16 protein-coding genes are annotated in these 18,229 nt (G+C 45.5%); 4 read left to right on the top strand and 12 right to left on the bottom strand.

What is annotated here, in order from left to right; translation table 11 throughout:
• The first annotated feature begins 52 nt into the window (after positions 1–52).
• A complete protein-coding gene (locus tag L5M37_RS18905) occupies positions 53–1,009 on the top strand; it encodes a LysR family transcriptional regulator (protein WP_263201591.1) in 957 nt (318 codons plus the stop codon).
• Between the two features lie 11 nt (positions 1,010–1,020).
• On the opposite strand, the gene L5M37_RS18900 is transcribed toward L5M37_RS18905, so the two are convergent.
• The 3 genes from L5M37_RS18900 to L5M37_RS18890 form a co-directional block, all read right to left on the bottom strand.
• Entirely contained in the window at positions 1,021–1,806 is a 786-nt protein-coding gene (locus L5M37_RS18900; protein ID WP_263201589.1) for a hypothetical protein, read from the bottom strand.
• Positions 1,807–2,105: 299 nt separating this feature from the next.
• A complete protein-coding gene (locus L5M37_RS18895; RefSeq protein ID WP_263201587.1) occupies positions 2,106–3,044 on the bottom strand; it encodes a LysR family transcriptional regulator in 939 nt (312 codons plus the stop codon).
• A 28-nt stretch (positions 3,045–3,072) separates the two neighbouring features.
• Positions 3,073–3,930: a DMT family transporter gene (locus tag L5M37_RS18890; RefSeq protein WP_263201585.1), complete on the bottom strand. Its 858-nt coding sequence runs from the start codon at positions 3,928–3,930 to the stop codon at positions 3,073–3,075.
• Positions 3,931–4,123: 193 nt separating this feature from the next.
• Between L5M37_RS18890 and trmL the strand changes: the two genes are divergently transcribed.
• Positions 4,124–4,588 carry a tRNA (uridine(34)/cytosine(34)/5-carboxymethylaminomethyluridine(34)-2'-O)-methyltransferase TrmL gene (gene trmL / locus L5M37_RS18885; RefSeq protein ID WP_006079682.1) on the top strand — a complete coding sequence of 155 codons (465 nt, stop codon included), beginning with the start codon at positions 4,124–4,126 and terminating at the stop codon, positions 4,586–4,588.
• Between the two features lie 29 nt (positions 4,589–4,617).
• On the opposite strand, the gene L5M37_RS18880 is transcribed toward trmL, so the two are convergent.
• Positions 4,618–5,169, bottom strand: a complete 552-nt coding sequence (locus L5M37_RS18880; RefSeq protein ID WP_219234984.1) for a hypothetical protein — start codon at positions 5,167–5,169, stop codon at positions 4,618–4,620.
• Positions 5,170–5,381: 212 nt separating this feature from the next.
• Here L5M37_RS18880 and L5M37_RS18875 point away from each other — a divergent pair, with 212 nt between their 5' ends.
• Entirely contained in the window at positions 5,382–7,409 is a 2,028-nt protein-coding gene (locus L5M37_RS18875; RefSeq protein WP_263201584.1) for an alpha/beta hydrolase family protein, read from the top strand.
• Between the two features lie 88 nt (positions 7,410–7,497).
• Here L5M37_RS18875 and L5M37_RS18870 read toward each other — a convergent pair whose 3' ends face one another.
• The 8 genes from L5M37_RS18870 to L5M37_RS18835 all read right to left on the bottom strand — a co-directional run bounded on the left by L5M37_RS18870 (position 7,498) and on the right by L5M37_RS18835 (position 15,564).
• Positions 7,498–8,961, bottom strand: a complete 1,464-nt coding sequence (locus L5M37_RS18870; RefSeq protein WP_263201580.1) for a M16 family metallopeptidase — start codon at positions 8,959–8,961, stop codon at positions 7,498–7,500.
• The gene (locus tag L5M37_RS18865; protein ID WP_198572369.1) at positions 8,958–10,289 is read right to left on the bottom strand and encodes a M16 family metallopeptidase; all 1,332 of its coding nucleotides are present in this window, start codon (positions 10,287–10,289) and stop codon (positions 8,958–8,960) included. Before L5M37_RS18865 ends, L5M37_RS18870 begins: the two co-directional genes overlap by 4 nt.
• A 137-nt stretch (positions 10,290–10,426) precedes the next feature.
• Positions 10,427–11,824: an amidohydrolase gene (locus L5M37_RS18860; RefSeq protein ID WP_263201579.1), complete on the bottom strand. Its 1,398-nt coding sequence runs from the start codon at positions 11,822–11,824 to the stop codon at positions 10,427–10,429.
• 258 nt (positions 11,825–12,082) lie between these two features.
• The gene (locus tag L5M37_RS18855; RefSeq protein WP_113940298.1) at positions 12,083–12,499 is read right to left on the bottom strand and encodes a hypothetical protein; all 417 of its coding nucleotides are present in this window, start codon (positions 12,497–12,499) and stop codon (positions 12,083–12,085) included.
• A 311-nt stretch (positions 12,500–12,810) separates the two neighbouring features.
• Positions 12,811–13,257 (bottom strand): DUF6985 domain-containing protein, encoded by a 447-nt coding sequence (locus L5M37_RS18850; RefSeq protein WP_263201577.1) that lies wholly within the window; start codon positions 13,255–13,257, stop codon positions 12,811–12,813.
• Positions 13,258–13,268: 11 nt separating this feature from the next.
• Entirely contained in the window at positions 13,269–13,820 is a 552-nt protein-coding gene (locus L5M37_RS18845; protein ID WP_131525537.1) for an SMI1/KNR4 family protein, read from the bottom strand.
• Between the two features lie 604 nt (positions 13,821–14,424).
• Positions 14,425–15,087 carry a class I SAM-dependent methyltransferase gene (locus L5M37_RS18840; protein ID WP_263201575.1) on the bottom strand — a complete coding sequence of 221 codons (663 nt, stop codon included), beginning with the start codon at positions 15,085–15,087 and terminating at the stop codon, positions 14,425–14,427.
• Positions 15,088–15,192: 105 nt separating this feature from the next.
• Positions 15,193–15,564 (bottom strand): hypothetical protein, encoded by a 372-nt coding sequence (locus tag L5M37_RS18835; protein ID WP_263201573.1) that lies wholly within the window; start codon positions 15,562–15,564, stop codon positions 15,193–15,195.
• Positions 15,565–15,856: 292 nt separating this feature from the next.
• On the opposite strand from L5M37_RS18835, the gene L5M37_RS18830 reads away from it, so the two are divergent.
• On the top strand, positions 15,857–17,977 hold the full coding sequence (locus L5M37_RS18830; protein WP_263201571.1) for a putative bifunctional diguanylate cyclase/phosphodiesterase: 2,121 nt from the start codon (positions 15,857–15,859) through the stop codon (positions 17,975–17,977).
• The last annotated feature ends 252 nt before the right edge of the window (positions 17,978–18,229 follow it).

The raw sequence follows: 18,229 nt of genomic DNA, 5'->3' as shown, positions 1-18,229 counted from the left end.
ACAATCAGCTCAAGTTAGACTTTAGGTATTCACTTGTAAGAGTTACTTAAAAATGAATAAAAACATGATCAAAGGGATGATCGTTTTTGCGACAATCGCAGAAAAGGGCTCAATGAGTGCCGCAGCGCAGCAATTAAATCTCAGCTCGTCGGCGGTAAGTCAGCAAGTGACCAAGCTCGAAATGGACATGGGGATCAGCCTATTCCACCGCAATACCCGCAACCTCACACTCACCGAAGCGGGCAGTTTGTTCTATGAGAATTGCCGCAAGGTCATAGCGATAGTCGAAAGCACGGAGCAGAAACTTAATAACTTGAAAGGTATTCCATCAGGGGAATTAAAAATTGCCGCGCCTATAGGATTTGGCGGCGGCCTGTTAAGCGAACCTTTTAATTACCTATTGGCAGCACATCCACAGATAAGTTTGAATTTACTGCTGCAAGATGGCCCGATAGATATAGTCAACGACGGTATCGATCTGGCGATTTGCATCGGCCCCTTATCGGATTCCAACTTAATTGCCCGCCATTTAGCCGATTGGCGTATGTTACTGTGCGCCTCCCCCAATTATCTGCCAATGCATAAAAACCTTAGCCACCCAACGGAGTTAGCTGAATTAAATCGGATCTATCACACTTATGCTAAAGGCGATATCTTAACCCACGCCTTCAGCCAAGAGTGTTTTGAACTGACAAGCCAGCGAATTAGCGTCAACAATATGCAGGCGTTAATTCAACTCACACTCGATGGTCTAGGATTTGCCGCCCTGCCCGAACCTGAAGTACACAAATACCTCGAAAGCGGCCAACTGGTCACCCTATTACCCGAATGGTCACTCAATACCTACAGTGTTTATAGCGTAACGTCGGCGCGAGATAAGCAGCCCGCAAAAGTGAAAGAAGCACTCAATGCTCTTAGCCAATACTTTAGTCAGGCAGATTTTACAGATAATTATCATAATCGTGCCCCTGCACTCAGCAATATGCTATTCGATATGAATTTAAATTGATAAAAACTAATTTACAATTCTTTATTAAGCATGTTAGCTAGAGCTTGTAAATTAATAGGTGTCACTTTTATAATACCTTTCCCAGGAGCGTCTATTTCAGCAATCATCAAGAATGATAATGAAATCATTGCAGGTAAGATAAATAACAAACCTAACTTCCCTTTAACTTTCCTTGCATTATAACCAATCAATATATTGCAATTAATTGCAATAACCACCAATAAAATCCAAGCTGCTAATGGAATTTGATGACGCCATCCAGCAAAGGTTTTCTGTTGAGCGAGTACAATTTCGTTAATACTGGCAATCACTAATGAGGTCACAGGAGTCTGTTTCTGGGTAGTTTCATGCACCGCTGTTTCCCATAATACTTTCTGCAAATCCAACACTTTCATCCTAATAAAATCAATACCTTCAGGCGATTGTGCATCATAAATATTAATTCGTTGCTGTAAATATTCTCGTAGTGTGGCCTTCATTAAATCACGGCTTGATTCAGTCAATAAATCTGCTCGCATAAAACCAGTACGAATAACAAAAGCCTCATACTCTTCCGCTGCCTGCCGACTATTGAAGCCACTTATTGACATCGATAACGTAAAACCAATAATTAAACCAAGAAGAGATAAAGTAGCTCCTAGTATTACTCTAAAATCTTCATCGCCCTCATTATTACTAATGCCCTTCCTACCGATAACTTTTTTCCCAATCCAAGCGGACAGAAATAGCACTATAAATGAACCTAAAAACAATCCAATTGAATATAAAGTTAAACCAAAAAATTGAATATCAAGCAAAGTTTCAACCTATTTAATCATAATAAAACTTAAACCTATGTAATAAAAAAGAGAACCATCTCTTCTAAATAAATTATAGGCCTTCGAAAATTACCTTCGAGAAGTTTAGCCCCGAGGTCCCTAGCTATAAATTTGACCAACTCGCAAAGGTGGTGCTCTGGCATTATATTTACTTATCTATTATTTACAGTAGTCAAAATCCAATTAAGATATTTCCTACAAAAAAACAAGATGCCACTGGGACGATGAACTTAAATCAACCATTAAAAATAGGGAGGGAAACGATACAAGATATTAATTTATAATGATAAATTATTATCTTGTACTTGACTAATAATCAACTCTCGCAGCCATTTATGGCTCAAGTCGTGTTCGAAGTGTTTGTGCCACATCAATAAATACGCACCGGGGATCAGCTTGATGGGTGATGGTAAAGACTGAAGCTCAAAAGACTTCATCACAGCCAAGGCATAGCGCGAAGGTGCACAGAGGATCAAATCGCTCTGTTCACACAGGGTGAGAGCACTCTGAAAGTCGGTCATATTCACGGCAATATCCCGTTTACGGCCCTCGAGTTGCAACACATCATCCAGCAACCAATGCTCTAAACCGCCAAAGGCCACTTGCAGATGGCGATAACTCAAGAAGGTATCTAAATTCCATTCTTGTGTTAACGCCGGATGATCACGACGCATCAAACACACTGGATAATCCTGCACTAACTCAACATGGCATAAGTCATCGGGAATATTATTCACATGCATGGGCGAGCGCTCGTCCCACTCGCGACAACCTATGGCTAAGTCGATGTCGCAGCGCAGTAATCTGTCCATGGTATCGAGTCGCCACGTTTGGCAATTGAGACTCACACCGGGCGCTTGAGTGAGCAACATGGGCATAAAATGGGGAAAGGTCAGTGAATAGGTGGTTTCGACCAAATGCATTCTAAACTGTCGTTGGCTCAAGGCGGGTTCGAAGGTGTCCGGCCGAGTAAATTGCGCCAATTGCTGTAAGCATTGGCGTAACTCAGGCGCGAGTGACAAAGCCTTGGGTGTCGGTTTTAGGCCGTAGGCGGTACGTTCAAATAAAGGATCATCAAACACTTCCCTCAGACGTGTAAGCTGTTTACTCACCGCCGACTGGCTCAAATGCAACCGCGCAGCAGCGGCGGTCACGCTTTGCTCCTCAAGTAGAATTTCGAGTACGGGCAGTAAATTCAGATCCAAACGTTTTAGCATCTATGCCTCATTCACCCCAAAATAATGACTAGGGTTGCACTTTTTTAAATGGATTTAACCTTAAATTCTGTGGCAATTTCATCAATAACAGCGACAATAAAATCACCGCTATTCCCATCCATTGGCGCATATCTAAAGTTTCCCCCACAATCATGACCCCTAATGATACGGCAACCACAGGGTTGACTAAAGCGACCATACCCATGATTTCTGGCCCTAAGTTTCGCATAGACCATAGCCAAGCCCAATAGGCAACGGCGGTGTTGGCAATCACTAACCATATCAGTGAAGGTACAAGCGTCATACTCGGTAGCTGCGGTGGCCCTGCCATAAACCAAGCCAGTGGGATCAGCATCAAACCGCCCAATAATAGCTGCCACGCGGTCAGCACTAAAAAGTCACCCACATCCCACTTTTGCATCCAGCGAGAAGAAAAAGCAATTAGCGTCGTGGCGCTCAACATGCACAACACGCCGATAGGATCGAGATCCGCCGACGGGTTAAGCAATAAAACCACTCCACCAAGACCCATTAAACCTAATAATAACCACTTCATTCCTGGGCGTTTTTTATCAATCACCCAAGCTAAAATTAAGAAAATTAACGGCAGCGTCGCCCCTAAGGTTCCCGCCACCGCGCCCGGCAAACGATACGCGCCGATAAATAGCAAGGTGAAGAAGGCACCGATATTACAAAAAGCCAGCAAACCAAGCTTTGACCAAACCAAAGTTGGCAAACGAGGACGCAGCATCAGCATTAATATCCCCGCAGGTAAGGCACGCCACACGGCTACCCAGTAGGGCGACATGTCATGTAAGTAGAGACTCACTAACGCATAGGTCGTCCCCCAAAATACAGGAGCGAGTAACGCAATAATAAAGGGCATAATGACTTCTTAAAAAGTATCTTGATGTTGAGATATGTTACTTTGAGATAATAAAACAGGCAAGCCTTGAGATAACAATTCCACCTATTACAACCTCTATTGCATGAACTTAGCCAAATCCCCCCACAACAGACACTGCGCTTGGGCACCGTTTGCCGTATAATCGGCCGTCATTTTCTACAGGCGGGCCAGTATGTTCCATATCGCACTCTATGAGCCAGAAATCGCACCTAACACAGGTAATATCATTCGCCTTTGCGCAAACAATGGCTGCCAGCTGCATTTGATTGAGCCATTAGGTTTTGATCTAGAAGAGAAAAAGCTACGCCGCGCGGGTTTGGACTATGCCGACTTAACCAATGTGACTCGCCATAAAGACTTCGATGCTTTCCTCGAAGCCATGGCTGGCAAGCGCATTATGGCCTGCACCACTAAGGGGAGTCGCCCGCATACTGAGCTGAGTTTTGCCAAAGACGATGTGCTGCTATTCGGCCCAGAAACCCGAGGTTTACCGATGGCGATTATCGAATCCATCCCCACTGAGCAGAGACTACGCATCCCCATGGCGGCCACCAGCCGTAGCTTGAATCTGTCTAATGCGGTGGCAATTATCAGCTATGAAGCGTGGCGCCAACTGGATTTTGCTGGCGCACTTTAAGCGCTATCGAAGGTAAATCGGATTGGCGACTAAGGAGATGGCGCGACTGGCGTCATCTCTATCCCGCGAAAAAGCTGATAGCGATCAACATCATCGTCTAAATATTGAATATTCTGCGTCCATTGCCATGCGTTAGCTTGAGCACCCGCCCCCTTTGCCTCGAACAGTAATTGAATTAACGCAGACCGGGCAGTCACCACGCCCTCGCCCAGCAAAGAATAATCGCCATTTTGACGATACAAGCTAAAGACTTGCTGCTTCTCTTGGGACACGCCATCGTAATAGGTCAACAACACTTGCTCGCCCTGCTCCCTAAACCACCAGGTTTCACTATAGGGTGCACGCGTGCCAACACTCACAGACAATAACAGCTGCCGCTTATCATGGGAGCAAAATCCGGTGACTGTGACTTTTCGTGGCACTTCCCCCACTTTGGCGGCATCGCCCACCCATTGACCGGTAAACTGAGGGCAAAACTCACTAAAACTTACCTTAGCCGCGTGCGCAGCCAGAGGAATAGCAGCACTCAATGCAATTGCCACTCCCCATAATAGTCTTAATCGGTTGATTTTATTCTGCATCTACCTAGTCCTCAGCCGAAATCTCATCCTAGATTAGCCTGTAATTCTGCCATCAACAAATCACAATTAGCCGACAACCATTCACAGATGCTTACACAAAGCGCCCCGCTATGGGTTATCACTCAGTTTGCTTTCATGCTCGGTTTCTATACTCTCGAATCTGCACCACAAATTAAATCATTATAACTATATGTATGATAAGGAGACTCACAGTGAAGAAGACAGGAATCTTATTGCTCTGTCTGTTGATGCCATTCGGCTCAGCATTTGCGGAGCAGGGTAAACCGCTCTCGGTGGAATTGCTCTGGCAACTTAAGCGTATTGGTAGCCCAGTCGTATCGCCCTCTGGTGAGCATATTATTGCGCCAGTCACAGAATATGATCTGAAGGAAGATAAAGGTTCGACCCAGTTATGGCGTTTTGATGGCGAAGGTAAAAATAATCGCGCGATTACAGTCAAAGGGTTAAAGGTGAGCGAGCCCGTGTTTTCACCTGACGGCAAAACCTTAGCCTTTGTGAGTGAGCGAAATGAAGACGACGCAGGCCAAATCTACCTATTGCCTATGGACGGTCCGGGTGAAGCGCAGCGCTTAACCGACATACCTACTGGCGTAAATGGTATTAAATGGGTTGGCAAGCATTTGTATTTCATCAGCAATATATTCCCAAATCAAACATGGGACGAGATGAAAACCCAACTAAAAGCCGACGAAGATAATAAGGTCTCCGCTCGCCAGTGGAACGCTTTGCCCTACGCTCAGTTTGATCACTGGTTAGATGAGCGTCGCCAAGCCCATGTATTTAGGATCCCCGCTTCGGGCGGCGAAGTCGAATCCGTGACGCAAGCACTCGGCCATGAGTTACCACGCTCGAGCCAAAGCAGTTCAAGTTACGATATTTCGCCTAATGAACGCTTAATTGCCTTCAGTACTTATGGCTCAGACAACCGTATCGACCCTAAACTGGATATTTTCCTTGCGACGATTGGCAGTGGTAAAGCAGAGAATATCACCCCAGAAAATCAAGCCGCAGATGCTGATCCCAGCTTTAGCCCCAATGGCAAAACGTTGGCTTTTACCCGTCAGAAAATCCCCGGTTTCTATGCCGATACTTCAAGGCTGATGTTACTGGATATCGATAGCCGTAAACTTAATACGCTAACACCAGAGTGGGATCGTTCGGTCAGCCAATTTAATTGGACCCCCGACAGTAAAGGCTTTTATGCCACCATCGAAGATGCCGCCACTAACCGCATTTATCATATCGATGCCAAAAACGGTAAAGTCAAAGCCATTACAGAGGCAACTGACTTTGGCCAACCCGCCATAGGCAAAGACGGTGAACTGATTGCCACCAACGAGAGCTTTTTGCACCCAGCGCGCTTGGTCAGCATTAATCCCCGCAATGGTAAGACGGTACGCCTAGAGAATTTTAATGACGATATTCTCAAAGATGTTGATTTAGGCACTTACGAATCAGTGACCTACAAGGGATATCAAGATCAAGATATTCAAATGTGGGTTCACTATCCCCCCGGATTTGATCGCAGTAAAAAGTACCCACTCTTTATGCTGGTTCACGGCGGGCCACACAACGCCATTACCGACGGTTTCCATTACCGTTGGAACGCACAAACCTTCGCCTCTTGGGGATATGTCACTGCTTGGCCAAACTTCCATGGTTCTAGCGGCTTCGGACAAGCGTTTGCCGATGCGATTAACCCAGATTGGAAGAATAAATCCCTCGAAGATGTGCTCAAGGCGGCCGACTGGTTTAAACAGCAAAGCTGGATAGACAGCGACCGCATGGTGGCGGGTGGCGCAAGTTACGGCGGTTATCTGACCTCAATTATTTTAGGTCAACCACATCCCTTTAAAGCCTTGTTGATCCACGCTGCGGTTTACGACATGTATTCACAAATGGCGTCGGATTTTGCCGTCCACAGCACCCGATTTGGCAACTACTGGGATAATCCTGAGCTGTATAAAGCTATTTCTCCGCATTACTTTGCGGCTAACTTTAACACTCCGACCTTAGTCAGCCACGGTCAGCTCGACTACCGGGTACCTGTGGGACAAGGATTTGAACTGTTCCGCACCCTGCAAACTCGCAATGTGGAATCACGGATGATTTACTTCCCCGATGAAAATCATTGGGTTATGAAACCCAATAACTCTATCTATTGGTATAACCAAGTGAAAGATTGGATGACCCATTATGCTAAGCCAGGTGGACAATAAACGCAGCACCTAGAACCTAGAACAGAAAAGCAAAAGGTCTGCACTATGCAGACCTTTTCTTTATCGAATCAAGCCTCGCAATGATGGCTTATTGGCCAAATCCCGTGGCTTTAATATCGACGGTTTGCACTTTGCCGTACTTAGCAGCAATCGGTGCAATCTTAGCCGCATTGCCAATCAGCACAAATTGCAGATCTTTTTGCGGGAAGTAAGTTTTCACTAACCTTTGGGTTTCTTCTAAGGTCAAACCATCCACCTTAGCTTGGAACTCATTGATAAACTTATCATCGAAACCGTACAAATACATGCCAGATAAGAGCCCTGCCAGCTGACCTGAGGTTTCAAACTGAGGCGGGAACTGACCCTTAACATAGGCTTTAGCCGAATCTAAAGTCGCTTGATCTACACCTTTCTCCCATAAACGTGCATAGGTTTTTAAGGCTAGATCCATCGCTTCTTGAGTGGTTTCCGTCTTAGTGAAAGTGCTGATAGTAAACACACCCGAGTCGGTATAAGGACTAAAACCTGAGCGCGCGCCATAGGTTAGCCCCGCGTTCACCCGCAGCTCGTCGTTAAGCCAAGAGGTGAAACGACCACCTAGAATAGTGTTCACTACCGTTAAACCTACATAGTCTGGATTGTCACGACTAATACCTAAGCCCCCGATCACAAAAGTAGTTTCGATTGCATCGGGTTTATCCACCAGCAAGACTTTGGCATCGGTCAACTGAGGCAAACCTTGGTTTAAATCAGGTTGTACCAGTTTTTCGTTGCCTTGCCACTGACCAAAGGTTTGCGTCAACTTGGCTTTCATCGTCGCCACATCAAAGTCACCCACGACAGTTATCGCAGTATTGGAAGGCTGATAGTAACTCTTATGGAAGGCGCGCAGCTGCGACACAGTCACTTGCTCCAGTGAGTCACTGTTACCCGAAGCCGCATTACCATAAGGATGTGCACCAAATACGAGCTTATCGAAGTAGCGACCAATCACCGCCCGCGGGCTTTCTTTATCCTGCTGCAGCCCAGCAATCGCGCGCTGTTTGAGTTTATCGAACTCGGCGGCATCAAAGTCAGGCGCTAACATCGCCGCGCTAAATAAGCCCAGCATCAAGTCAATGTCCTTCGCCATAAAGTCAGCACTCAGATAACTGCCTTCCTTATCCGCTTCGGCCACTAAGCTTGCGCCGAGAAAATCCACTTGCTGCTCGATATCCGCCTTAGATTTCCCCGCCGCACCTAACAGCAAGCCTTCTGCTGTCATTTGTGCCACGCCTGCGGTGGTGTCATTGACAGCCCCCGCACGTACCACGGCATTTAAGGTGACTAAAGGCACTTCGCGCTGCGGCATTAAATACACAGTTAAGCCGTTATCCAGCACGAACTTGTCGTAACTTGGCATCACAAAGCTGCCAGTTTCAACGCGTTTTGGCGCCGATGTCGTAGCACAACCCGCTAAGGCTAAACTTGTGCCTAGGGCTAATGCGGCCATTAACTTAGACGATTTCCCAAGTGATTCCATCTTAAGTGATTTCACTGCTGTCGATTTCATAGGGAAGACTCCTCAGTTGCCGCCAGCACAGCCACAGTGCGATTCGATTTACGTAAGTAGGTTTGGGCAACTCGTTGAATATCCGCAGGCGTCACCTTGTTATAGGCTTCAGGTGCATTAAATAACTTGTCGTAACTGCCAAAATACATCTCATAGGTGCCTATGGTATTAGCCTTACCATTAATGGTTTCCATAGAACGATAAAAATCCATCAACTTGATATTTTTAACTTTATCCAGTTCTTGCTGGGTCACGCCCGTTGTCGCAATCGCATCGATTTGCTCAATCAGCGCATGCTCCAGCGTCGAGGCTTTCACCTCAGGTGTAGCAACGCCCATCACATAGAAAAGGTTAGGATCGACCGACATCGGCATGTAGGTTTGCGCTTCTAAGGCCACTTGTTTATCAACCAATGATTGATATAAACGTGAGCTATTACCTTGGCTTAGAATCGAGCTTAATAAGTCCAGCGCATAAAAATCCGCATGGGTTGCCGCCGGAATATGGTACGCCAACATTACGTTAGGTGTGCTGACTGATGCCTTCTGCACAAAGGTGCGACGCTCACCCTTTTGCTCAGGTTCGACAGTGCGAATCGCTTTAGGCGGAGTCTGTGCTGGAATAGGCGCAAAGTACTTGTCTGCCAAGGCTTTTACTTGGGCAAGCTTTACATCACCGGCAATCACGACCACGGCATTGTTCGGCGCGTAATAGGTTTTATGGTACTGGACTAAATCTTCCAGCGACCAAGCGGCGATATCCGACTCATGGCCGATCACCGACCAAGAATAAGGGTGGGCTAAAAATGCCACGCCTTTGATTTCGCCTTCGAGAGCATTCCAGTTAGAGTTTTCTAAGCCAGTGGAACGCTCCGACTGCACTACACCACGTTCGCTATCGACCATGGCTTGGTTGATATCTAAGTTAGCGATGCGGTCGGCTTCGAGATCGAACATAGTTTCGAGCGCATTGGCGGGGAACCAATCTGTATAAACCGTCATGTCTTCAGTGGTATACGCATTGTTCGCGCCACCTGCTGCTTCCATAGTACGGTCGAACATTTTTGGGCCGTACTTTTTCGAACCGTTGAACATCATGTGTTCGAAAAAGTGCGAAATACCGGTAATGCCGGGCACTTCGTTACGTGAACCGACCTTCCAAAATAAATACATGTTGGCATTGGGAATTGAGGCATCTTCTAGCACCATGATTTTCATGCCGTTATCTAGCGTGAAACTCTTAATGTCTTCTGCCGTGGTGGCCTGTGCTTGGCTTAGGGGGTTCAAAAGTCCCATGGCCAAAACCAGAGCCGATAGCGTGCGCTTCATCTTGTTCGCTCCTTGCTGTAAATATCCACATATAGAGGTAAATTGTTTAACAAATCAAGCGCAGGAAGCGTATCCCGCGCCGATTTTTTGTAAGCTCAAGTTATACCGCAGCGCTTACGGAATAATACGTTAGCCACTTATTGCGCTTTGAGCGCCGTTAACGCCACTTTGGTCATGGCCTCAACGCCCACTTTTAGCGCGCTTTCATCCACATAAAATGCCGGCGAATGATTGCTGGCCGCCGTTTCAGGGTCCGTTCCCTTTGGCGTCACCCCGAGGAAGAAAAACATCCCCGGCGTTTCTAAGGCATAGTAAGCAAAGTCTTCGGCACCTGTGATTAACCCGGGTTCAATCAGCATCTTATCGCCCACCACGCTCGCAAGCACGGGCCGCATACTGGCGACTAATTCGGGATTGTTAACCACCACAGGATAACCTTGGTGGATCTCAGTAGTGGCAGTCGCCCCTAAGGTTTTCGCCGACAGCTCGGCCATTTGCGCTAGACGCACTTTAATATCGGCGCGCATAGGTTGGTCGAAGGTGCGAATAGTGCCAATCAGCTCGACTTCATCGGGAATAATGTTAGAGCGAATACCGCCATTGACCGCGCCAAAACTCACCACCGCCGGCGCTTTAGTGATATCCACCTGACGGCTGACGATCGTTTGCACATTAGTGATAATTTGCGCCGCGGCGACGATAGGATCGACCCCATTCCAAGGACGCGAACCATGGGTTTGGCTGCCTTTCACTTTGATAGTAAAAGAGTCTTCACTCGCCATTGCTGGACCACTGCGCAGGCCAATCATGCCACTCGGCATACTCGAGGTGACATGCATACCAAACACTTGCTCGGGTTTGCGCTGAGCAAACAGCCCTTCTTTGAGCATCAATTCCGCGCCGCCCTCTTCACCCTCTGGCGCACCTTCTTCAGCGGGTTGGAAGATAAACATCACATCCCCCGCTAGGCTGTCTTTCACTTTAACCAAGTTTTCGGCCACGCCCATTAACATAGCCACATGGGTATCGTGCCCACAGGCATGCATCACACCCACTTTTTGATCGCGATAAGTGTCAGTCGCCTTAGAGGCAAAAGGCACATCGACCACTTCAGTCACAGGCAGTGCATCCATATCCGCTCGAATCGCAATCAACGGACCAGGCTTGCCGCCCTTCAGCTTCCCGCCTTTCAAAATGGCCACCACGCCCGTATGTGCCACACCCGTTTGCACTTCTAATCCTAAGGATTTCAGATGTTTTTCAATAATCTTGCTGGTGCGAAACTCACGGTTAGACAACTCAGGGTGTTGATGCAAATCACGACGCCAGTCGATCACCTTTTGCTCCACACCCGCCGCCAACTTAGCCGCATCAGGCATAGCACTGGTCGCCGCTTGCACCGAATTAAAACCCGTGCCCATAAAACTCAAGGCTAAGGCTGAAGCGAGTAAGGTCTTGGAAAAATGAGATTTATTTACTAGGGGCTTAAATTCAAATGATGTTGATGCAGCAAGTGATACAGAGGGTAAAGTCATAGCGATAGCCTATTGTTGTTTTTATAAGCTACCTAAACTACACGGACAAGGAGGAATTGTTAATAGATTTAGTGATAAAGGTAAAAGAGACTGTGCTTCATTAGAGGCTGTCTTTAACCGTCATTCCCTCAATGTTTGTGGGCGGGAATCCAGCTTTTAGATAAATCAACCTGAAAAAAGATAGGGATGGCTGATCTCAGTTAAAGAAACTCAAGGCAACGGAAAAGCTGTCCTAATGCTTGGCATCGTTAGCTTTAGTCACAAAACAACAAATTCACGATTTTCTTTAAAACCACATGGCCATCGGCCTTGGCTATACAACTCAGCCACCTCACTCCATACGCCCTTTTGTCTGAGAGCGGCCTCTCTCGCTGCCATTTTGAAGGCAAAGAGTGCGCCGCCTCTAAAGCTCTCAGTAAAATCATGAGGACCATACACAAGCAAAGGATGTGACCGGCCAATTTTTCTCAGAGATCTGAGCGCAGATTTATACACAAGCATCTCCGCGTCTTTTGTTTCCTCACATTTTTTCGGACCATTCAAAGGATCCTCTTGATCTCTGCTTGTAGGCAGCCACTCCCATCCATATGTAGAACCCAATACGCCTTCAATGGGACTTGCAGCCGAGAGCCAGTCAATAAATTCAACTTGTTTGGCTAGATATTCAGGTGTCATAGGAGGTTAACGCCGTGTTAAAGGAGTTTCAAACTGAAGCAGCAGTTTGAACTCCCAGTGAGTAAAGCGAAGAATTTCAAACACTTTATTACGTTTTGGCTGCTTAGCTTGGTTTACCAGCCAAAGTCTAGCCACCCATTCTAAATCAACAACATAATGCACTTTCGGTTTCTCTACCACCTGTACTGGCTAAAATTACTTGAACCAGAGCTATCATATATGGATGTCTGGCTAAAATGCCTAGCTAACATTGCCTTTCTGAGTAACACAGTATTGCGCGGGAATAATAGTAGTAAAATTTAGTCAGCAACTCACAGAAAATTAAGCTCTTCATCTTGAAGGGATAAAGCACTATCAATGGAGGCTAATAACACACCATAGGTGTAACCGCAGTTGCCCACAAAAATCACTTGATTACCATTGAGTACCATCACCTCTACCCCATGATCGGTTTCCCAGTTGCAGGAGTAATGATAACGAATTGCCCGAGTCTCCATTGTGCTGGTGTCATCCAATATAATGTACAACGGCTGGATATTTGCGGCTATTTCATTGATGGTATTTAAAGAAACCTCCAAATCACCGCAATAATCTTCAAAGTACTTATGCATTTTGAGCATAGCATTTAGAATTTGATGCTTCGTCTCTTGTGTCATCAGAGAAACGTCTTCGAGCATTTTTATGCGTAACTTATCGTTGCCCTGAAGCTCACCTTCAATAATCAGTTCACTAGGTTTGTTGAATAATGGATCGTACATTTTTGTTATCCTTAATCCTCAATTAATTCATCTGGATATAGCGCGATTTGCGCCAAGGATTGTGCAAAAAATTGGCTTAGATCTGGGCTAATAAAGTCCATCATATCGGGGTCATGGGTGTATGCTATCACTTGTCCCATTTGGCCTAATGCCGAGGGCGAATGATCTGCAATCAAGAGTAATGTACCGCCCCCAAATTGTGCAAAGGGCAACCAACCTTCTTGATACCATCCTGATTGGATTTTGGGTTCCCGCACTTCTGGCTCATGATAATTAGCGTAGTGCTGGGCCCGTTTTTTCATTCGGTCACGATATGTAAGAGATGAGGCTAATGACAAAAAATCATACCGGCAAAAGTAATCTTTCCGGGCAAAGACTGTGCTCCACTCATTGCCGCCATTGGCATATCCCCAAAGATCCCTTAGCGGGGAAACTAGTTTAAAACCTAATTGTTTTTCGGCTTCATCTAAGACTAAGTTTGATAAGCCACGATCCAGTTCTAATGTTTGATTCATGTTGGCGTAAACAGCACTCAATGCTTGTAGATACGTCTTAACATCCATTGTATTTATTCCTTCATCTTGACACTTGGCCGCAGTGTTAATCCGTTTGCTTTATACCGCTAACATATACACTTGGCGAACTTATTTAATCGAATTAACCACATAAATTCTATTTTCATATTGCTGCAACAGATTTTGTCGCAGCCTTCTATTACTTACTAAGCCGCTATTCCAGTCATACCTTATTAACTAGATATACAGCCTAATTTTCAGCGTCAAGTGACCCTTACTCAGTTTGATCCCTCGCTCGCCCCGCAAAATATCGGTGAATGAATTAGTCGAGCGTCTTGCAAACCACACGCAGAATACGAGTAAACGTTCGGTGCAACATCCACTACTCGATGATATAGACCAAGCACTAGCGGCAATGTGAGTGTCGTCGCGAGGAACACCATAGAACTCAGTTAATACAATCAGATAGGCGTGCTAAACAAACAACTCCCCCCACGATGCCATAGTGATTATCGGACTAACGGTTAACCCTAATCTTGAGTCAGAGCTTGAGGTATTAGTAATAGCCACTGGCATTGCAACAAAGCCCATAGAAAATCAGGCATCTATAGCGTCACAAATTGATGATAAGTACATTTAAGCGACAACAGCATTAACTCGACTGATGAATTCCTTTATGCATCTCTTTATGCAAGAAGACTACATCTTTATCGATAATTTCGAGTCGCCAGCCATAGTGCTGGGCGAGCCATTCAAAGGTCGCTTCGGCATAAAAGTTGATGTGGGTGGGATCGTTTTTATAGTGCCAGTTGGCAAATGCGGTTTTATCCTGCACACGCTTGGTCATAACCGCCAAAATGCCATTAGGTTTTAATAACCTATCAAGCTGGGCAAGTAACCCTGCGGCACCACTCACGTGTTCAATGACTTCGGTTAAGGTAATAAAGTCGTATTGGCGGACTAAGGTTTCGGGGTTATTAGCGTAATAAAGGTCGTAATTATCGATTTGATAACCGCGCGCCTTTGCCATCAAGCTCAACGCTTTGCCTTCGCCGCAGCCAAAATCGAGCCCTTGGGCCGAAGTGCTAACACGGCTAAGTAGTGGCTCGAGTGTGCGATTTAAAAATGTTTGATAGCCGAGATCATCGGCATGATTCTCGTGCTTATCGTACTCGGCTTTTTCTGCCTCGGCCGAAAGATAAAACTCAGAAGGCACGCTCACCAGTTGGCAGGTTTGGCATTGCTGGTAGCTACGCTTCCTATCTTGATGATAAGCGAGTAATTCAACGCCATGACATAAGGGGCAGATATTCAACAACAATTCCTAGGGATAGTAAGGTGCAAAGTAATGAGAATAGTCATAATGTTCACAAATAATGCTAGCACTGACCAGCTGAAATCGACTATGTCGATGGCCTGATTAAGGTTTAGGGATTTTACGCTCTTTTGCGGCGGCTTCTTTTGCTTCCCGTAAATATTTTTGCTCGCGACTTTCTCTTTCGTCGAACTGTTTTTGTGCCTTAAATTTTTGCTGCGCTTCCCAATCGTTGGTTTGGGATTGTTGCTTAATTTTATCTTCCCGCTCTGTCGTCTCTTTAGTGGCTTGACGGGCCTTTTCTAATTGAGCCTGTTCTAATCGCTGTGAGTCGATGCGAGCCTTATCGGCTTTTTGCTCTAGGGTCAATCTAGGCTTTGGCGCCTCGGCGGCATTCGCTAACGCGAGATGAAAACTAAAGATGAGGACTAGCGATATTAATATTTTAGAGATTAACACTTTAAATAAATACGCCATTCCATGTCTCCTTGTATTCGATAATTGAATGACTCAATGATAAAAGCCAATTCACGCAAGATGTGCAAAACATAGCATAAAATCTGCCTAAGCTTGAAATATGCAGCAGGTGTTCTTAAAAAATATGCTTGAATACAAGTCTTAAACTACACTTTTTAAGTTTCTATTTGAGTGAAACAACAATTAGGTTTATTTTTAACCCCATTGGAATGATGTACTATTGGGCAACTTCGTGTTCAACGAAGACCTAAAATGGGATGTGACTATTTTGCGTCACAAGGGAGTATCCTGAATGATCAGATGGCAACACTTACTTAAGAAACTCAGTACAGATGATCCTGTACTGCAAGAAAAGCTGTCTCTCTGGCAAGCACATCCCCATAAAACCCCCTTAGCCTTAATTCAAGGCTTTAGCTTTATTAGTGCCAACCAAGCCACCCTCAGTTATTTTGAGACTGAATACGATGCTTTTGTGAATGCGACTCCCTATGATTTTTCTCCGAGAATCCAATCTTCAGGCCGCAATAGTGTTGAATTTGCACGGGAAATGATCCTTGAAGCCATTGCTGGCAATAATGTTGAATTCAACTGGCTGCACATGAGCCAACAAGGCAATGAACTGCCGACTCGAATTAATCTCTATCGCTGTTATCTGCAACAACAGCCCGTGGTACTCGTTGAATTACAAGCTCTTAATCGCCGCAATCAAATGCGCGAAACGATTTCTGATGGTTTTGCTCATATTCCCAAAGAAATTTTGTCGACCACGCTCGAAGAAAGTGCCGAAGCTGTGTATATCACTGACACTGATAATCAAATTTTGGCTGTCAATAAAGCCATGTGCCGTATTTGCGGCTATAGCGCTGAGCAGCTCATCAGTAAAACCCCTGAATTTTTAGAGGTAAGAACCCATAATATGGGGGAAGAAACTGAATGCCAAATCGCCTTGAAACAAAGGGGATTTTGGCAGGGCGAAACGTGGAAAAGACGTTCAGATGGCAGTAACTTTCCTGCTTGGCAGAGCAGTCGTAAAATCGTCACTGAAGATAATGCTCATTATAATGTGAATATTTTCAGTGATATTAGTACTAAAAAACTATTAGAAACCCAGCTAACAACTCGGGCTATGTACGATACCTTGACTGGATTACCTAACCGGTTCCATCTCAAACAGATCCTCAATAGTGCCCTCGAAAAACTTAAAACAGATCCCCTCGCACTGGGCGCGTTGATGTTTTTAGATCTCAATGGTTTCAAGAATATCAATGACAGCTTCGGTCACTCCATGGGCGATAGAGTATTACAACTCGTCGCCGCCCGCCTCGAGGCGGGTTGCATCGAAAAGGCCGATATAGCCCGTATGGGAGGAGATGAGTTTACCTTAGTGCTGCAAGACTGTAGCTGTAAAGATGAAATTCAGCTGTTTGCAGAGCAGATTCTCAGCTTATTTGAGAGCCCCTTTGAAATTGAAGGCCAAAAGTTCTTCCTCGGCACCAGCATAGGCATCGCGCTATTTCCTACCCACAGTAACCAAGCGGGACAGCTGATTAGTCTTGCCGATACTGCCATGTATTGCGCTAAAAAGAGCTTACCGCATCTCGTGTTTTACGATAAGGAGATGAGCCTAGCAGCCGAGTTAAAATTAAAGTTAATCAATAACCTAAGACATGCGCATAGCCTAAAACAATTCACTCTCGCTTATCAAGCCATAGTCGATTTACACACAAATCAAACTATTGCTGCCGAAGCACTGCTCCGCTGGCAGAAGTCACCGACAGAATATTATGAAGCTGCCGACTTTGTGCCATTGCTTGAGGAAACAGGATTAATTGTCAGCATTGGCCAATGGGTATTAGAACAGGCCTGTGTACAAGCGGCCCTCTGGCGAGCACATTATCAACCCGACTTTAGAATTTCAGTCAATGTGTCACCACTGCAATTAGAACACTTAGATTTTATCGACCAAGTTATAAATGCCTTAGAAATTGCGAAGTTACCTGCTGAAGCACTGATTTTAGAAATTACCGAATCGGCATTGTTACGACAACCGGAGCAAGCACGACTCACACTCAATCGTATCAAAGCGTTAGGTGTCAGTATTGCCATCGATGATTTTGGGACTGGGTTATCGTCACTCAGTCGCTTAGGGACTTTGCCAATAGACAGCGTCAAAATTGATGCCGAGTTTGCCTTGCGCTTAAACGAAGTCTCAGGACAAAAGCTCTGCAATGCTATAGTGCAACTCGCACAAGCACTCGACATTCACTTCGTCGCAGAAGGCATTGAAACTCAACAACAAAAAGACATAATGACTGACATGGGTCAAGGTTTCGCCCAAGGATTTCTATTTGGCTACCCGAGTTCAGTTGAAAACTTCACCCAAGCCTTTCTTGCTGAAAAACGCTTAGCCTAGAACAGATTTAGGACTGCCGATGTTCGCATCGGCTCGATAATCCGACTTGCGTACCAAATTATCGCTCTCAACGTTTACAACGGAAAACGAAAGATTTCGCTAAGGTTTTATCGAAATATTTTGATGGGGCGCGAACTAAGGGGAAAGATTTTCTTGCAGAAAACATATGATTTAAGCTCGATAGCCCTGCCAGCACGCCATTTACTAATAGTAATGAATGGAATTACTCCCCTACAAAGCCAGTGATGGCCT

Source organism: Shewanella sp. SM69, from assembly GCF_025653985.1.
GTDB lineage: Bacteria > Pseudomonadota > Gammaproteobacteria > Enterobacterales > Shewanellaceae > Shewanella > Shewanella oncorhynchi.
The sequence above is the reverse complement of the archived record's forward strand: the minus strand, read 5'-3'. Positions and strand labels throughout refer to the sequence as shown.

Coding starts and splice junctions, on each gene's coding strand:
- L5M37_RS18905 (WP_263201591.1), top strand. CDS start 53: ATGAATAAAAACATGATCAAAGGGATGATCGTTTTTGCGACAATCGCA.
- L5M37_RS18895 (WP_263201587.1), bottom strand. CDS start 3,044: ATGCTAAAACGTTTGGATCTGAATTTACTGCCCGTACTCGAAATTCTA.
- L5M37_RS18890 (WP_263201585.1), bottom strand. CDS start 3,930: ATGCCCTTTATTATTGCGTTACTCGCTCCTGTATTTTGGGGGACGACC.
- trmL (WP_006079682.1), top strand. CDS start 4,124: ATGTTCCATATCGCACTCTATGAGCCAGAAATCGCACCTAACACAGGT.
- L5M37_RS18880 (WP_219234984.1), bottom strand. CDS start 5,169: ATGCAGAATAAAATCAACCGATTAAGACTATTATGGGGAGTGGCAATT.
- L5M37_RS18870 (WP_263201580.1), bottom strand. CDS start 8,961: ATGAAATCGACAGCAGTGAAATCACTTAAGATGGAATCACTTGGGAAA.
- L5M37_RS18865 (WP_198572369.1), bottom strand. CDS start 10,289: ATGAAGCGCACGCTATCGGCTCTGGTTTTGGCCATGGGACTTTTGAAC.
- L5M37_RS18860 (WP_263201579.1), bottom strand. CDS start 11,824: ATGACTTTACCCTCTGTATCACTTGCTGCATCAACATCATTTGAATTT.
- L5M37_RS18855 (WP_113940298.1), bottom strand. CDS start 12,499: ATGACACCTGAATATCTAGCCAAACAAGTTGAATTTATTGACTGGCTC.
- L5M37_RS18850 (WP_263201577.1), bottom strand. CDS start 13,257: ATGTACGATCCATTATTCAACAAACCTAGTGAACTGATTATTGAAGGT.
- L5M37_RS18845 (WP_131525537.1), bottom strand. CDS start 13,820: ATGGATGTTAAGACGTATCTACAAGCATTGAGTGCTGTTTACGCCAAC.
- L5M37_RS18835 (WP_263201573.1), bottom strand. CDS start 15,564: ATGGCGTATTTATTTAAAGTGTTAATCTCTAAAATATTAATATCGCTA.
- L5M37_RS18830 (WP_263201571.1), top strand. CDS start 15,857: ATGATCAGATGGCAACACTTACTTAAGAAACTCAGTACAGATGATCCT.